Annotated in this window: 6 protein-coding genes; all 6 read left to right on the top strand. The window is 57.1% G+C overall.

The features are described from left to right. Positions 1-7: 7 nt before the first annotated feature. The 6 genes from I6L39_RS18980 (at position 8) to I6L39_RS18955 (ending at position 16,372) form a co-directional block, all read left to right on the top strand. Positions 8-1,339 (top strand): TolC family outer membrane protein, encoded by a 1,332-nt coding sequence (locus I6L39_RS18980; RefSeq protein ID WP_216990516.1) that lies wholly within the window; start codon positions 8-10, stop codon positions 1,337-1,339. Between the two features lie 147 nt (positions 1,340-1,486). Further along, the gene (locus tag I6L39_RS18975) at positions 1,487-2,206 is read left to right on the top strand and encodes a transglutaminase-like cysteine peptidase (protein WP_042078599.1); all 720 of its coding nucleotides are present in this window, start codon (positions 1,487-1,489) and stop codon (positions 2,204-2,206) included. Between the two features lie 3 nt (positions 2,207-2,209). Continuing rightward, positions 2,210-4,135 (top strand): EAL domain-containing protein, encoded by a 1,926-nt coding sequence (locus tag I6L39_RS18970; protein ID WP_209792839.1) that lies wholly within the window; start codon positions 2,210-2,212, stop codon positions 4,133-4,135. Between the two features lie 267 nt (positions 4,136-4,402). Further along, the gene (locus tag I6L39_RS18965; protein WP_254203695.1) at positions 4,403-14,974 is read left to right on the top strand and encodes a retention module-containing protein; all 10,572 of its coding nucleotides are present in this window, start codon (positions 4,403-4,405) and stop codon (positions 14,972-14,974) included. A gap of 86 nt (positions 14,975-15,060) precedes the next feature. Further along, complete coding sequence (locus I6L39_RS18960) at positions 15,061-15,618, top strand: hypothetical protein (protein ID WP_216990514.1); 558 nt, start codon at positions 15,061-15,063, stop codon at positions 15,616-15,618. A gap of 55 nt (positions 15,619-15,673) precedes the next feature. Continuing rightward, the gene (locus I6L39_RS18955) at positions 15,674-16,372 is read left to right on the top strand and encodes an SIMPL domain-containing protein (protein WP_216990513.1); all 699 of its coding nucleotides are present in this window, start codon (positions 15,674-15,676) and stop codon (positions 16,370-16,372) included. The last annotated feature ends 237 nt before the right edge of the window (positions 16,373-16,609 follow it).

Genomic DNA, 16,609 nt, shown 5'->3' with positions numbered 1-16,609 from the left:
AGATACCATGAAGAAGACGATTGTTGCCATGCTGGTTAGTGGCACCATACTGTTCCCGGGCCTGAGCCAGGCACAGACGCTGGAACAGTCAGTGGCACAGTCACTGGCTACCCATCCGAAAATCAAGGAAGCTTTTGATCTCTATCAGGCACGACTGTACCAGCATGATGGGGCCAAGGGCGGTTACTATCCCACCATCGATCTGCGTGGTGGCGTCGGTTACGAGAAGACCGACAGCCCCTCCACCCGCGCGGCGGGGGCCAACTCGCAGACGATCGATGACTCCATGACCCGTAAAGAGGCCGGGATCAGCCTGCGCCAGATGCTGTTTGACGGCTTCGATGTCAGCAGCAACGTGGCCCGGACCGATGCCGCTGCCCAGGCCCAGCGTCTCGCCCTGATCTCGGAGGCGGAAAACACGGCGTTGCGTGTGGCAGAGGTATACCTCAACATGCTGCGTCAGCAGGAGATCCTGGAGCTTTCCAAGCAGAACCTGGAAACCCACGAGCAGATCCGCAGCGACATCCAGAAGCGGACCGACTCCGGTCTGGGATCGACGGCGGATCAGACTCAGATCGACGGCCGGGTGGCGCGCGCCTACTCCAACCAGGCGGCGGCCGAGAACAACTATCGGGATGCCGAGAGCGAGTTCATCCGCGTCGTGAATGAGGTGCCCAAGGATCTCGTGCAGCCGGTGCCGAACACCCAGCTTCTGCCAGCCACGCTGGAAGATGCGCTGAAGACGGCGACCGAGGTGCATCCGACCCTGCTTTCCTCCCTGCAAGACATCGAGGAGGCCAGGTACCAGCATGAGGGGTCCAAATCCGGGTTCTATCCGAACGTGGCCTTCGAGGTAGACCAGAACTGGAACGAGGACATCGATGCGGTCAAGGGGCGCAACGACGATCTCACCGCCATGGTCCGGATGCGTTACAACCTGTTCCGTGGCGGCTCCGATCTGGCCGAAAGCAAGGCCACCTCGGCACTCTATTCCCAGGCGAAAGACATTCACCTGAATGCCTTCCGTCAGGTGGAAGAGGGGACTCGTCTGGCCTGGAATGCCAAGGAGTCGCTGGCCAAGCAGAAAGTCTTCCTGAAAGAGCACGTGGACGCCAGCTATGACACCGTACAGGCGTACAAGAAACAGTTCGGTCTGGGCCAACGGACCTTGCTGGATGTGCTGAACACGGAAAACGAGCTGTTTGAGGCGCGTCGCAGCTACATCACGGCCGAGTATGACTCCCTGCTGGCGGATTATCGTATCCTCAATGCCACGGGTGGCCTGCTCAACGCCATGAATGTACAGCAGCCCGCCGAGTGGCAGGCCAACAACAACTGATGGCCATCGCGCTGATGCAATATCAGACAGGAGGAATGGCTGCAGCTTGCTGCAGTCATTCTTTTATGTGTTTGGCCCTGCGTTGAAGATTGCGATGGCATGCCACAGGGGAATCATGTGACATCGGTGGGCAAGAACGAGGGCCGTCTGTTGTGGCCTGCATGGCGCATTTGCTCGGCGCAGCGTTGGTTGCCTCGTCTGCTGTGGCTGGTGTTGCTCGCCATTCCCCTGCTGCTCAGCGCCAGTCAGCCCTTGTCATCGGAAGATCTCAAGCTGGTCAAGCGAGCGGAGGAGACTTATGGCCCTCGTGCAGGGAAACGGGTGACCAGCTGGCGTACCCTGGCGATGCAGAGCAGCGCCGCAGGTCTGACGGATCGGCAGAAGCTGGAGAAGGTAAACCAGTTCTTCAACCAGATGCGTTTTATCGATGACATCAAGTTGTGGCACAAGAAGGATTATTGGGCGACGCCGCTGGAGTTTTTGGGGGCTGCGGGCGGAGACTGTGAAGACTTCAGCATTTCCAAGTATTTTACGCTGCTGGAGCTTGGCATTCCGGATGAAAAAATGCGAATGGTATATGTCAAGGCATTGGATTATAACCAGTTTCATATGGTCGTTGCCTATTATGAGACGCCTGCGTCAGTTCCTCTTATTCTGGACAATATTGTCGGAGCCATTCGTCCGGCCACGCAGCGTGCGGATCTGGTGCCAATTTACAGTTTTAACGGTAGTCACTTGTGGCTGATGAAAGCACGTGGTCAAGGGGAAATGGCCGGGCAGTCATCTCGCTTGGGATTATGGACGGATTTACGCAATCGCATGACGTCAGGGCGATTGGCTCGGCCTGCGGTGAATTTGGATGATTAACCTATGACGCTCTACAGACAACTATTGGCAACCATGCTGTTACTGTTCGGATTGCTGTTTGCCGCCACTTATTGGGTACAGTTCGATTCGACCCGCAGTTACCTGGCGCAGCAGCAGGAGACCACCGTCATCAATACCTCCACCGCGCTGGGTCTGGCATTGACGCCCTATCTGGAAAACGGTGACAAGGTGGGGGCCGAATCCGTCATCAAGGCGGTCTTTGACGGCGGCTACTACAAGCTGGTGCGCCTCGATCTGCTGGCATCCAAGAATGTCATCGAACTCGAGAACAGCAGCCAGATCGAGGGCGTTCCCCAGTGGTTCATCGGGCTGGACCTTTTTCCTGAGGTATCCAATGAATCCATCTTGACCTCGGGTTGGTTGCAACTGGGCAAGTTGAAGGTGGTGGGCCACCCGGGACAAGCCTACTACAAGCTTTGGCAGGGCATGAGCGAGCTGGCGACCTGGTTCCTGGTCGGATTCCTGATCACCACGCTCCTGTTGATGCGGGCGCTCAACTACCTGCTCAAGCCACTCAAGCTGATCTGCGAGCAGGCGGTCGAGATAGAGCTGCACCATTTCGGGCACGCCATTCCTGAACCCAGGACCCGTGAATTGAAGCAGGTGGTGCAGGCCATCAATACCCTCTCGAGCAAACTGGCGGTGCAATTCAAGGAGCAGGCGGACGAAGCCGAGAATCTCCGTGCCCGTGTCTATGTCGATGCCGTGTCCGGCCTTGGCAACCGCTCTTACTTCGTCGGGCAGGTCAATGCCTGGATTGCCGAGGCGGGCCAGGGGGGGGTCATGCTGGTGGCCGTCGACATGCTGGACGATCTCTATCGCGAAGAGGGCTTTGCCGCGCGAGACAACATGGTCAAGTCCATCGCCCAGGTGCTCAGGGAGCTGCTGGATGGTTGGAATGGGGCGGCCCTTGCCCGCATCTCGGCCACCGAATACGCCTTGCTCTGTCCGACCGACGAGCTGTCGCAGCTCAAGGATCTGGCGGAACTCATCAACAGCCGCATCGCCGATCTGGTGGTCAACCCCATGGGAGAACGAGGTGCACTTTCCGTGGTCGGTATCGCCGGTCGTGACGGGAGTGACGATCTCTCGGCCCTGTTGACCAAGGCGGACAATGCCCTTGGCAAGGCGCGCAACGAGCGGCGCGGTGCCGTCGTGATGGAAGGGGGAACAGAGCAGGGCCTGATGGGACGTCTGGCCTGGCGTGATCTGGTGCAGGACGCCATGGCCAGAAACCTCTGGCGCTTCAAGGCGCAGCCCGCCTGTCGCTTCGATGATGGCACGCGTCTGCATGCCGAGTTGTTTGCCGCCATCTCGCGAGACGGGACCGATTACTTCGCGGGCCAGTTCTTGCCGGCCATAGAGCAATTCAAGATGGGGGCCGAGTTTGACAAGGCGATACTGGACGCCTGCCTCCCCTTGTTCCAACAGCACTCCGATCTGGTGCTGGCAGTCAATATCACGGCTGGTTCTCTCTGTTCGGATGAGTTCCTGACCTGGCTGAAGGGCTATCTGGCGCAAAATGGCGAGCTGAAAGAGCGGCTGCTGTTCGAGATCCCTGAGGCGGCCATCATGAAACACAAAGAACAAGTGACCAGCCTGGTCGAGGTGCTTAGGGCACATGGATTCCTGTGGGGAGTCGATCATTATGGCCGCCACTTCCAATCCCTCGGCTACCTGGAGGAGCTGGCCCCCGCTTACGTCAAGGTGGACCATGGCTATACCAGTCAGGTGATGGAACCTGGTGCAGATACCTCCTTCCTGGCGGCGGTGTGTCGGGCTGCCCATAATGCGGGTGTGACGACGATTGCAACCCGGGTTGAAGATCAGCAACAGGTTGAGGTGTTGTCCAGCCTGCACATAGACGGTTATCAGGGCTTCGTTCATCCGGCCTTCCCACTGCCGTAAGTCACACAACGCGATAAAAACGGGCCCATTAAGGGCCCTTTTTTATATCTATTTAGAATATATCAGTAGCCTTTGTGCGATGAAGAGACAAGAGAACGGAATGTATGATTGTTACCTCATTGATTTCTATGTGTAAAAAATATTCGTTCGATTTACTGCATCGGATGAAGCCAAAGAGATTCAATCCTGTACATTTTTGCAACGGAAGCCAGATGGGCGCGCATCTAGAGTGTAGGCATCAAGATCTGTCACCTTGGAGCAATGGATATGCGCACCCAAATCATCGACAAAACCGTCGTCGTCTCTTCCGTGGAAGGCAATGTTCAGATCCTGCTTGCCGATGGCAGCAGCCGTCCCCTCCAGCCTGGCGAGATATTGCAACCAGGCGCCAGGCTCAATATTGCCGATGATGCCAAGTTGATGCTGGCTCCCTACGATGACAGCCCGGCTCCGGCCGATGCCGCCCCTGCTGGTCCGGATGTTCCCGCCGGTGGACAACCCTCCTCATCGGTTGCCACTCGTCAGCCGGGCTCGCCAGAGGTGTCGCCGGAAATTGCGGCACTGCAAGAATCCATCTTGCAAGGGGTCGACCCGACTCAGAACTTTGAAGCTGCGGCAGCTGGCGGAGCGCCCGCCGCAGGTGGTGGCGGTGGCATCGGCGGGGTGGCGGGAGCCAGTGGCAACGGTGGCTTTGTCGTTATCGATCGGATTGGTGATGCAACCATCGCGGCGGCCGGATTTGACACCAGCTATGCCGCCCTGGCCCCACAAGATGTGCTGCAGGAAGATGACCTGCTGCCCGACAATGAGCTCGATGATCTGGATGAATCCTCCGTTACCCTGGAAGATCAGGCCGTCAGTGGCAACCTTCTGGACAACAGTACCAACCCGGACGGCCCCCTCGAGGCATCGATTGTCTCATATAGCTGGGGCAGCAACCTCGGCATCGAAGCGGGTGTCGAGAGCACACTGGATGGCATCGGCACGCTCATCATCAATGCCGACGGCTCCTATACCTTTACGCCGGCCCCGAATTACTCAGGATCCGTGCCTCCGGTCAACTACGTTGTGACCGATGGTGCCGATACGGCTGTCTCCATATTGACGGTTACCATTACTCCCGTGGATGAGCCCGTTTCCCTGGAAGGGTTGCAAGTAGACGGTGGTGAGCTTGTCCTGGATGAGGCGGCATTGGCAGATGGCAGTAATCCCAATAGCTCGGCCCTGACCAAGAGCGGCACCTTCACCTTCAATGCGGCGGATGGCGTGCAAAGCCTGACGCTGGGCGGTGTGGTACTCGTCAACAATGGCCAGGTCATCACCGGCTTCCCTCAGGCGATCCCCAGCCCGCTGGGCAACCAGCTGCTGGTCACCGGGATCAGCTACAACCCGGTCACCGGTATCGGCAGCGTGAGCTACAGCTATACCCTGAATGATAACGAAGTCCACAACCAGCCCGCCAATGACACGGCTCTGACAGAAAGCTTCAATGTCGTGCTGACGGACAGCGATGGTGATAGCACCAGCGCCAGCCTGGATGTCGTGATTCGGGATGATGTCCCGAGCGCGAAGGATGATGCCGGTGGGATTGTAACCGAAGATGTGGCGAGCAGTTTGAACGGTAATGTGCTGAGCAACGACGTCGTCGGAGCCGATAAACCTACGGCCTTTGCAGGATGGAATGCGAGTGGGCATGATAATCAGACAGCCCTGACGGCGTTGAATACCTATGGCACCTTTACGCAGAATCCTGACGGGACCTGGGCGTATGAGCTGGACAACACCAGAGCTGCGACACAGGCGCTGACTGCGGGTTCGAGCCTGAGCTATGACGTCTGGTACACGATGACCGATTCCGATGGCGATCAAAGCATCGCTAAGCTGACCATCAACATCCAGGGGGCAGATGACACTGCCAAGGTTACGGTGGCGGCGAACGGGGCTGATACGACTGTATTCGAAGCCGGGCTGAATCCGAACGGTTCGGCTGCTCAGACCAATGCGGAAACAGACGGTAGTACCTTCCAGGTATTTGCCAGCGATGGCATCAAGCAACTGGTGATTGGCGGCATCACCTTTACGGTGGCGCAGCTGCAGGATCCAGCATATCTGGCGGCTCATCCCATCAATACCGGTGAAGGTACGCTGACGTTAACGGGCTTTAGCAGCGCGGATGGCAAGACGGCGGCCATTAATTACAGCTACACCCTGGATGCCGCCCAGACCCACACCAAACCGGAGAGTGATACAACGCTGACGGATCAGGTGCTGATCACGCTGGAAGGCGTGGGAGGCAGCACGGCTTCTGGCACCCTCAAGATAGACATTATCGATGATAGACCGACCCCGAGCGTGACGGCCAATGCTGGCGGTACGGCGGCGTTGACGGTCTCACTGGACGAAACCACCGGTGCCAGCGACCACTATGCGTTAGGCGAAGCAGCCGATAGCTACGTCAACGATGATCTGCCCGGTGCGTTGGCCAGAGTGACCACTGCATTGAGCGGTGGCTTGCTCGGTCTGTTCACCATCAACGGCAGCTATGGTGCGGACGGTATAGGGTCGCAGAGCTCGGTGATAAGCTTCCAGGGCGTACCGATCGGCGGGCTGGCCACCAACCTGGTAGCCACCGATGGTGGGGCGATTACCCTTGTCAGCAGTAGCCCGACCCTGCTGAACGGTGTGGACGGAGATGGTGATACGGTATTCACCATAGCGATCGTCAACGTTGGAGGTGTGCTGCAACTGCAGACTACCCTGTTTGAGGCGCTGGATAACGGCAAAACCAGTCTGTATGACGAGGCAGTAGAACTGCTGTTGGGACAGGGCAGTACGCTGTCACTACAGCTGCAAGTGACCCGTACCGATGGTGACGGCGACACAGTCGTAGCATCGGACACCGTGATGCTGGCCAACCACATCACCTCGGCTTTCAGCTTCGACGACGACGCACCTGTGGCTAATGACTACACCGGCGCTAACTTTGCCGAGGGCAGTGGCGCGCACAACATCGGGTCTGCCACCACGGTGCTCGGTATCAGTGCGGGTGAGGATGGCTTGCAGGGCACCCTCCAGGACATCGTGTTCACCAACCAGGGCGCGACGGGTGGCACGCTGGCCATCGATGGCTCGGGCAATCTGATTTACACCTCACCGGGTAATGTGACCAGTGGCGCTGCGGTGACCGAGACCTTCTTGTACACAGTGACTGACAAGGATGGTGATGCGATTACCCGGACGGTGACGTTCGGTGTGACCGATACGGGGGTCAGCAATGTCTCGGCCACCAATGAATTGGTCGATGAAGACGATATTGTGGGGGGTAACACAGGCAATGCCGGTGGTGCGGGCGACGATGTGCCGGTAACTACAGGGCATATCTCCTATACCCTGGGTGCAGATGCCCTGCAGGGCATCACGCTGTCGGTCGCGAACACGGGGTTGACCAAGCTGGACGGTACGACAGTCCAGACGAGTTGGAATGCGAATACCCACACCCTGACTGGTTATGGCACCAGCTTGGCGGATGTGGTGTTCACCATTGTGCTGAAGAACATTGGCAGCGGTGGTGCAGACTATGACATGACGTTGTTCCAGCCGGTGACACACCCGGGTCATGATGACCTGTCAACCAGCGACGTGGTGGAGACATCGTTTGAGGATAATGTTGGCTTCACGGTAGCGGTCAGTGTCAAGGATGTGGACAACAGCGAAGGGACTACCAGCTTCACGGTGACCATCGACGACGACTCGCCCGTGGCTAGCGACTACACCGGCGCTAACTTTGCCGAGGGCAGTGGCGCGCACAACATCGGGTCTGCCACCACGGTGCTCGGTATCAGTGCGGGTGAGGATGGCTTGCAGGGCACCCTCCAGGACATCGTGTTCACCAACCAGGGCGCGACGGGTGGCACGCTGGCCATCGATGGCTCGGGCAATCTGATTTACACCTCACCGGGTAATGTGACCAGTGGCGCTGCGGTGACCGAGACCTTCTTGTACACAGTGACTGACAAGGATGGTGATGCGATTACCCGGACGGTGACGTTCGGTGTGACCGATACGGGGGTCAGCAATGTCTCGGCCACCAATGAATTGGTCGATGAAGACGATATTGTGGGGGGTAACACAGGCAATGCCGGTGGTGCGGGCGACGATGTGCCGGTAACTACAGGGCATATCTCCTATACCCTGGGTGCAGATGCCCTGCAGGGCATCACGCTGTCGGTCGCGAACACGGGGTTGACCAAGCTGGACGGTACGACAGTCCAGACGAGTTGGAATGCGAATACCCACACCCTGACTGGTTATGGCACCAGCTTGGCGGATGTGGTGTTCACCATTGTGCTGAAGAACATTGGCAGCGGTGGTGCAGACTATGACATGACGTTGTTCCAGCCGGTGACACACCCGGGTCATGATGACCTGTCAATCAGCGACGTGGTGGAGACATCGTTTGAGGATAATGTTGGCTTCACGGTAGCGGTCAGTGTCAAGGATGTGGACAACAGCGAAGGGACTACCAGCTTCACGGTGACCATCGACGACGACTCGCCCGTGGCTAGCGACTACACCGGCGCTAACTTTGCCGAGGGCAGTGGCGCGCACAACATCGGGTCTGCCACCACGGTGCTCGGTATCAGTGCGGGTGAGGATGGCTTGCAGGGCACCCTCCAGGACATCGTGTTCACCAACCAGGGCGCGACGGGTGGCACGCTGGCCATCGATGGCTCGGGCAATCTGATTTACACCTCACCGGGTAATGTGACCAGTGGCGCTGCGGTGACCGAGACCTTCTTGTACACAGTGACTGACAAGGATGGTGATGCGATTACCCGGACGGTGACGTTCGGTGTGACCGATACGGGGGTCAGCAATGTCTCGGCCACCAATGAATTGGTCGATGAAGACGATATTGTGGGGGGTAACACAGGCAATGCCGGTGGTGCGGGCGACGATGTGCCGGTAACTACAGGGCATATCTCCTATACCCTGGGTGCAGATGCCCTGCAGGGCATCACGCTGTCGGTCGCGAACACGGGGTTGACCAAGCTGGACGGTACGACAGTCCAGACGAGTTGGAATGCGAATACCCACACCCTGACTGGTTATGGCACCAGCTTGGCGGATGTGGTGTTCACCATTGTGCTGAAGAACATTGGCAGCGGTGGTGCAGACTATGACATGACGTTGTTCCAGCCGGTGACACACCCGGGTCATGATGACCTGTCAACCAGCGACGTGGTGGAGACATCGTTTGAGGATAATGTTGGCTTCACGGTAGCGGTCAGTGTCAAGGATGTGGACAACAGCGAAGGGACTACCAGCTTCACGGTGACCATCGACGACGACTCGCCCGTGGCTAGCGACTACACCGGCGCTAACTTTGCCGAGGGCAGTGGCGCGCACAACATCGGGTCTGCCACCACGGTGCTCGGTATCAGTGCGGGTGAGGATGGCTTGCAGGGCACCCTCCAGGACATCGTGTTCACCAACCAGGGCGCGACGGGTGGCACGCTGGCCATCGATGGCTCGGGCAATCTGATTTACACCTCACCGGGTAATGTGACCAGTGGCGCTGCGGTGACCGAGACCTTCTTGTACACAGTGACTGACAAGGATGGTGATGCGATTACCCGGACGGTGACGTTCGGTGTGACCGATACGGGGGTCAGCAATGTCTCGGCCACCAATGAATTGGTCGATGAAGACGATATTGTGGGGGGTAACACAGGCAATGCCGGTGGTGCGGGCGACGATGTGCCGGTAACTACAGGGCATATCTCCTATACCCTGGGTGCAGATGCCCTGCAGGGCATCACGCTGTCGGTCGCGAACACGGGGTTGACCAAGCTGGACGGTACGACAGTCCAGACGAGTTGGAATGCGAATACCCACACCCTGACTGGTTATGGCACCAGCTTGGCGGATGTGGTGTTCACCATTGTGCTGAAGAACATTGGCAGCGGTGGTGCAGACTATGACATGACGTTGTTCCAGCCGGTGACACACCCGGGTCATGATGACCTGTCAACCAGCGACGTGGTGGAGACATCGTTTGAGGATAATGTTGGCTTCACGGTAGCGGTCAGTGTCAAGGATGTGGACAACAGCGAAGGGACTACCAGCTTCACGGTGACCATCGACGACGACTCGCCCGTGGCTAGCGACTACACCGGCGCTAACTTTGCCGAGGGCAGTGGCGCGCACAACATCGGGTCTGCCACCACGGTGCTCGGTATCAGTGCGGGTGAGGATGGCTTGCAGGGCACCCTCCAGGACATCGTGTTCACCAACCAGGGCGCGACGGGTGGCACGCTGGCCATCGATGGCTCGGGCAATCTGATTTACACCTCACCGGGTAATGTGACCAGTGGCGCTGCGGTGACCGAGACCTTCTTGTACACAGTGACTGACAAGGATGGTGATGCGATTACCCGGACGGTGACGTTCGGTGTGACCGATACGGGGGTCAGCAATGTCTCGGCCACCAATGAATTGGTCGATGAAGACGATATTGTGGGGGGTAACACAGGCAATGCCGGTGGTGCGGGCGACGATGTGCCGGTAACTACAGGGCATATCTCCTATACCCTGGGTGCAGATGCCCTGCAGGGCATCACGCTGTCGGTCGCGAACACGGGGTTGACCAAGCTGGACGGTACGACAGTCCAGACGAGTTGGAATGCGAATACCCACACCCTGACTGGTTATGGCACCAGCTTGGCGGATGTGGTGTTCACCATTGTGCTGAAGAACATTGGCAGCGGTGGTGCAGACTATGACATGACGTTGTTCCAGCCGGTGACACACCCGGGTCATGATGACCTGTCAACCAGCGACGTGGTGGAGACATCGTTTGAGGATAATGTTGGCTTCACGGTAGCGGTCAGTGTCAAGGATGTGGACAACAGCGAAGGGACTACCAGCTTCACGGTGACCATCGACGACGACTCGCCCGTGGCTAGCGACTACACCGGCGCTAACTTTGCCGAGGGCAGTGGCGCGCACAACATCGGGTCTGCCACCACGGTGCTCGGTATCAGTGCGGGTGAGGATGGCTTGCAGGGCACCCTCCAGGACATCGTGTTCACCAACCAGGGCGCGACGGGTGGCACGCTGGCCATCGATGGCTCGGGCAATCTGATTTACACCTCACCGGGTAATGTGACCAGTGGCGCTGCGGTGACCGAGACCTTCTTGTACACAGTGACTGACAAGGATGGTGATGCGATTACCCGGACGGTGACGTTCGGTGTGACCGATACGGGGGTCAGCAATGTCTCGGCCACCAATGAATTGGTCGATGAAGACGATATTGTGGGGGGTAACACAGGCAATGCCGGTGGTGCGGGCGACGATGTGCCGGTAACTACAGGGCATATCTCCTATACCCTGGGTGCAGATGCCCTGCAGGGCATCACGCTGTCGGTCGCGAACACGGGGTTGACCAAGCTGGACGGTACGACAGTCCAGACGAGTTGGAATGCGAATACCCACACCCTGACTGGTTATGGCACCAGCTTGGCGGATGTGGTGTTCACCATTGTGCTGAAGAACATTGGCAGCGGTGGTGCAGACTATGACATGACGTTGTTCCAGCCGGTGACACACCCGGGTCATGATGACCTGTCAACCAGCGACGTGGTGGAGACATCGTTTGAGGATAATGTTGGCTTCACGGTAGCGGTCAGTGTCAAGGATGTGGACAACAGCGAAGGGACTACCAGCTTCACGGTGACCATCGACGACGACTCGCCCGTGGCTAGCGACTACACCGGCGCTAACTTTGCCGAGGGCAGTGGCGCGCACAACATCGGGTCTGCCACCACGGTGCTCGGTATCAGTGCGGGTGAGGATGGCTTGCAGGGCACCCTCCAGGACATCGTGTTCACCAACCAGGGCGCGACGGGTGGCACGCTGGCCATCGATGGCTCGGGCAATCTGATTTACACCTCACCGGGTAATGTGACCAGTGGCGCTGCGGTGACCGAGACCTTCTTGTACACAGTGACTGACAAGGATGGTGATGCGATTACCCGGACGGTGACGTTCGGTGTGACCGATACGGGGGTCAGCAATGTCTCGGCCACCAATGAATTGGTCGATGAAGACGATATTGTGGGGGGTAACACAGGCAATGCCGGTGGTGCGGGCGACGATGTGCCGGTAACTACAGGGCATATCTCCTATACCCTGGGTGCAGATGCCCTGCAGGGCATCACGCTGTCGGTCGCGAACACGGGGTTGACCAAGCTGGACGGTACGACAGTCCAGACGAGTTGGAATGCGAATACCCACACCCTGACTGGTTATGGCACCAGCTTGGCGGATGTGGTGTTCACCATTGTGCTGAAGAACATTGGCAGCGGTGGTGCAGACTATGACATGACGTTGTTCCAGCCGGTGACACACCCGGGTCATGATGACCTGTCAACCAGCGACGTGGTGGAGACATCGTTTGAGGATAATGTTGGCTTCACGGTAGCGGTCAGTGTCAAGGATGTGGACAACAGCGAAGGGACTACCAGCTTCACGGTGACCATCGACGACGACTCGCCCGTGGCTAGCGACTACACCGGCGCTAACTTTGCCGAGGGCAGTGGCGCGCACAACATCGGGTCTGCCACCACGGTGCTCGGTATCAGTGCGGGTGAGGATGGCTTGCAGGGCACCCTCCAGGACATCGTGTTCACCAACCAGGGCGCGACGGGTGGCACGCTGGCCATCGATGGCTCGGGCAATCTGATTTACACCTCACCGGGTAATGTGACCAGTGGCGCTGCGGTGACCGAGACCTTCTTGTACACAGTGACTGACAAGGATGGTGATGCGATTACCCGGACGGTGACGTTCGGTGTGACCGATACGGGGGTCAGCAATGTCTCGGCCACCAATGAATTGGTCGATGAAGACGATATTGTGGGGGGTAACACAGGCAATGCCGGTGGTGCGGGCGACGATGTGCCGGTAACTACAGGGCATATCTCCTATACCCTGGGTGCAGATGCCCTGCAGGGCATCACGCTGTCGGTCGCGAACACGGGGTTGACCAAGCTGGACGGTACGACAGTCCAGACGAGTTGGAATGCGAATACCCACACCCTGACTGGTTATGGCACCAGCTTGGCGGATGTGGTGTTCACCATTGTGCTGAAGAACATTGGCAGCGGTGGTGCAGACTATGACATGACGTTGTTCCAGCCGGTGACACACCCGGGTCATGATGACCTGTCAACCAGCGACGTGGTGGAGACATCGTTTGAGGATAATGTTGGCTTCACGGTAGCGGTCAGTGTCAAGGATGTGGACAACAGCGAAGGGACTACCAGCTTCACGGTCAGCCTCGATGATGATACGCCAATTACTACAGGCTCAGCCCATCACGGTTATGTCGCCAATAGCGTTAATACCTCTGCCACGGGAGATTTGGCTATATCGTTTGGCGCAGATGGTTTTGGATCTTACAGTTTTGACACTCCATTCCCCAATGTGACATCTGGGGGCCGTACAGTTGAATACGTCCAGACGGGGAATGTACTCACCGGGTATGTGGATGCTAATAACAACGATACAGTTGAAAATGGAGAACAAGCTTTCAGGTTGCAACTGAATACAAATGGCACTTATACATTCACATTGTTAAAACAACTGGATGCGCCTGAAACTGTTGGGATCGGTGGATCTAGCTCCTTTGGTTCTGGGCCTGCCCAAGGTCAGCTCCTCACTAACACAGGGGGTACATTACAGCTTGCCGTGCTACAAGGGTGGATGACCAATAACTCCTGGACATCAGCTGACTTCAATAATTGGCAAGCGCAAGGAGTCTTGAATGCAGCTCATGTCGACCAAGCCTCGGTAAACGGTAGTACGGCAGGTTGGGGGGTTGATAATAACAACTTCAATTCGAGTGAAATCTTACGCATGGATTTCAACAACTACTCGAGTTTCGATGGTGCGACTTTGCCTAGTGCATTTGATGGTCCTGCTGTTAATTATGCGACTATCCAATTAGTCGGTTTTGCGCAGACAGAAAAAGTAGCTTATGTCATTCATTACGAGGATAACACCTTCGAGGCTGGTAATGGCACTGTGGCTACTTTGGCTGGAACTGATCTGACGATGACTCTGGGCAGCGGCAAGTACATTGATTACATCGAATTACTCGATGTTGAAAGTGGCGGTGGTGGAAAGTTCCAGTTGGTAAATTTGTCGACCGTTACAAATACTGGCACGTTGAATATGGAGTTTGGGATCAAAGCGACTGATGGTGATGGTGACACCACAAGCCAAGTAATCGCCGTCACTGTCGATGGGAGTAACCCTATCGATGGTTCGATAGCCAATGATTCGCTTGCCGGGGATGCTGGTAGTAACACTATCAATGCTCTAGCGGGTAACGATATTTTGGATGGCAGCTTTGGTAGTGACATTTTGAATGGTGGTGATGGTAATGATGTGTTGATAGGCGGTTTTGGTAATGACACCCTGACTGGTGGTTCCGGGAGGGATACCTTCAAATGGCAATCAGGAGAATCAGGGGGGCCGGACATCATCAAAGATTTCACTACAGGATCTAATGGGGATGTTTTGGACCTGAGTGAGTTGCTGAGTGGCGAGCATGCCAACGCAACTTCCCTGGATCAGTATCTGAACTTCGCCTCCGGTCCGGGGGCGAACAAATCGACCCTGACGATCGATCTGGATGGTTCGGCCGGGGGTACTGCGACCCATACCATCTTCTTTGACAACGTGGATCTGACGGCCAATTCGACACGGACTGACCTGCAGATCATTCAGGACTTGTTGGACCAGGGCAATCTCAAGGTCGATCCTTAATCAAATCCAGGGACCGGGCTTGCCCGGTCCCTATTATTTGATGGAGAGGACGGCTAAGATAGCGGTAGTATCAGGAGAGCGTCACCATGCAGTCATTCAACTGGGTCGACATCGATGGCATTCGCTATAGCTGGGATGGGCAGGACAGCATCGTCTGCACCGGTCGTTTCGGCTATCAGGCGACGATGACGGGTGACAAGCTCAATGGTCTGGAGCTGGAAAGCGAGGATGGCGATCTGGCGGGTCTGCTCAATGTGGACTTCGCCGCCTCCAGCATCAGTTTCACACCGACAGAAGATGCTCCCTTGCCTCACATGGTGGTCTTGGTTGGCCATGAGTGGGGGCAGCAGGAGTATTCATTGCAGAGTCTGAGCGATACCTCCTTGCAGGGACTGCTCAGCCATGGGGAAGAGTTCGACTGGAGTGCCCTTGCCGTGGTGCCGGCTTCAGAGCCGGGCATGCCATCACTAGGTCATGTTCTGTCGTGGGACTCATTTCATTTCGACGATGAGCCGCTGCTCGGGGCCGAGGCTCCTGCGGCCGTGATCGCAAGTCATGACCACCTCTTTGGCGGCGAGATCAGCATCAACATCGATATGACCAATCAGGTACTGGATCAGATCCCCCCGCCGCACGATATATGAATCCCAATCGACGATGTGCATAATGACCTCCATCTAATCCTTGGAGGTTTTTTCTATGTGGCGTCCCCTTCTTACCCTGTCCGCACTGGTTGCCAGTGCCCCGCTGTTTGCCATCGAGGTGCCCCAGGCTCCCCACCTGGTGGTCAGCGGTTATGCCGAGCAGAAGGTCGAGCCCGACATGCTGACGCTCAATGTGGCGGTGACTGCACTGGAGAAACAGGGCATCAAGGCCAAGCAGAAGGTGGATACCAAGGTCGCCGCCTTCTTTGGCCAGCTGGAGGGACTCGGCATCAAGCGCAGCGATGTGGAGGCCGGCAACCTGGTGATCTCCCCCGAGTATCAGTATCCCCAGAACAAGCAGCCCGAGATGGTGGGTTATCGTGCCCAGCGCCAGCTCTCCGTCAAACTCTATCAATTGGACAAGCTGAGTCAGCTGATGGATACCGCCCTCAAGGCGGGGCTGGAGTCCGTCTCCCAGATTGAATATGGTCTCAAGTCGCCGCAGACCATCAAGGAGCAGGCCCGTCTCGGTGCCGTGACCGATGCTACCAGCAAGGCGGAGTCCCTGGCCAAGGCGTTTGGCATGAAGCTTGGCAAGGTCTACAGCGTCGAGTATCGCAACAGCTCGCCGGTGCCTGTCTACAGCCGGGCCATGAAGGCCGCCGCCCCTGCTGCCGACATGATGGAAAGCAGCTACCAGCAACAGCAGATCAGCATCACGGACAACGTGGAAGCCGTCTTCCTGCTGGAATAAGCCGTCGACCCCCATATCGTGTGCTTTCAAACCCGAGGCCAGGCCTCGGGTTTGTTGTTTTGGGGGAGAGGCATGGCTTTGCTCGGAGCAAGACAGCAACGGGGGGTTGATGATACAAGCAGGAGCAGCACCGCGATGGAGGCAATATGGGGGCCGGTAAAAAGAAAAATGCCGGTCACAGACCGGCATTTTTTATGTCTACTTAATCCCATTAAATGCTACAAAACCGTTGACATA

The organism is Aeromonas sp. FDAARGOS 1409 (assembly GCF_019048705.1).
In the GTDB taxonomy this organism is placed as follows: domain Bacteria; phylum Pseudomonadota; class Gammaproteobacteria; order Enterobacterales; family Aeromonadaceae; genus Aeromonas; species Aeromonas sanarellii.
This window is presented reverse-complemented; position numbering and strand designations above follow the sequence as displayed.

What these genes read in the sequence shown, in the direction of transcription:
- I6L39_RS18980 (WP_216990516.1), top strand. Translation starts at nt 8, where the DNA reads ATGAAGAAGACGATTGTTGCCATGCTGGTTAGTGGCACCATACTGTTC.
- I6L39_RS18970 (WP_209792839.1), top strand. Translation starts at nt 2,210, where the DNA reads ATGACGCTCTACAGACAACTATTGGCAACCATGCTGTTACTGTTCGGA.
- I6L39_RS18965 (WP_254203695.1), top strand. Translation starts at nt 4,403, where the DNA reads ATGCGCACCCAAATCATCGACAAAACCGTCGTCGTCTCTTCCGTGGAA.
- I6L39_RS18960 (WP_216990514.1), top strand. Translation starts at nt 15,061, where the DNA reads ATGCAGTCATTCAACTGGGTCGACATCGATGGCATTCGCTATAGCTGG.
- I6L39_RS18955 (WP_216990513.1), top strand. Translation starts at nt 15,674, where the DNA reads ATGTGGCGTCCCCTTCTTACCCTGTCCGCACTGGTTGCCAGTGCCCCG.